Annotated in this window: 1 protein-coding gene; it reads left to right on the forward strand. The window is 33.8% G+C overall.

Translation table 11 applies throughout. The features are described from left to right. Positions 1-131: 131 nt before the first annotated feature. Positions 132-420 (forward strand): glycosyltransferase (locus tag AB4496_RS28015; protein WP_372133305.1); only part of this gene is annotated, 289 nt, incomplete at its 3' end.

The following is a 420-nucleotide window of genomic DNA, read 5'->3' on the forward strand; positions in this document are numbered from 1 at the left end:
AACCAAGCAGCCGGATGAATGAGAGTTTTTGATTCAGTTGTATCGACTTACAGCAATAAAGCTTCAGTATATCATTTTTCTGATTACTATTATAAAATACAATATGAATTTAAATAAAATGAAAAGTGAAAATGAAAGTTGCAGTTGTCATTCCTTGCTTTAAGGTGAAAAATCAAATTTGTAAAGTCTTAGATTCTATCGGGAATGAGGTGGATAAAATTTATGTTATCGACGATTGTTGCCCGGCAGCTAGTGGTAAGTTTGTTCTTGAAAACAATAAAGATACTAGAGTCCAAGTGATTTTTAGTGAAGTCAACTCTGGAGTTGGTGGCGCAGTGATGAAAGGGTATATTGAAGCCCTAAAAGATGGTATGGATATTATTATCAAAATTGATGGAGATGGACAGATGGATCCTACAT

This window comes from Vibrio sp. 10N.222.46.A1 (genome assembly GCF_041473595.1).
Classification (GTDB): domain Bacteria; phylum Pseudomonadota; class Gammaproteobacteria; order Enterobacterales; family Vibrionaceae; genus Vibrio; species Vibrio tasmaniensis_A.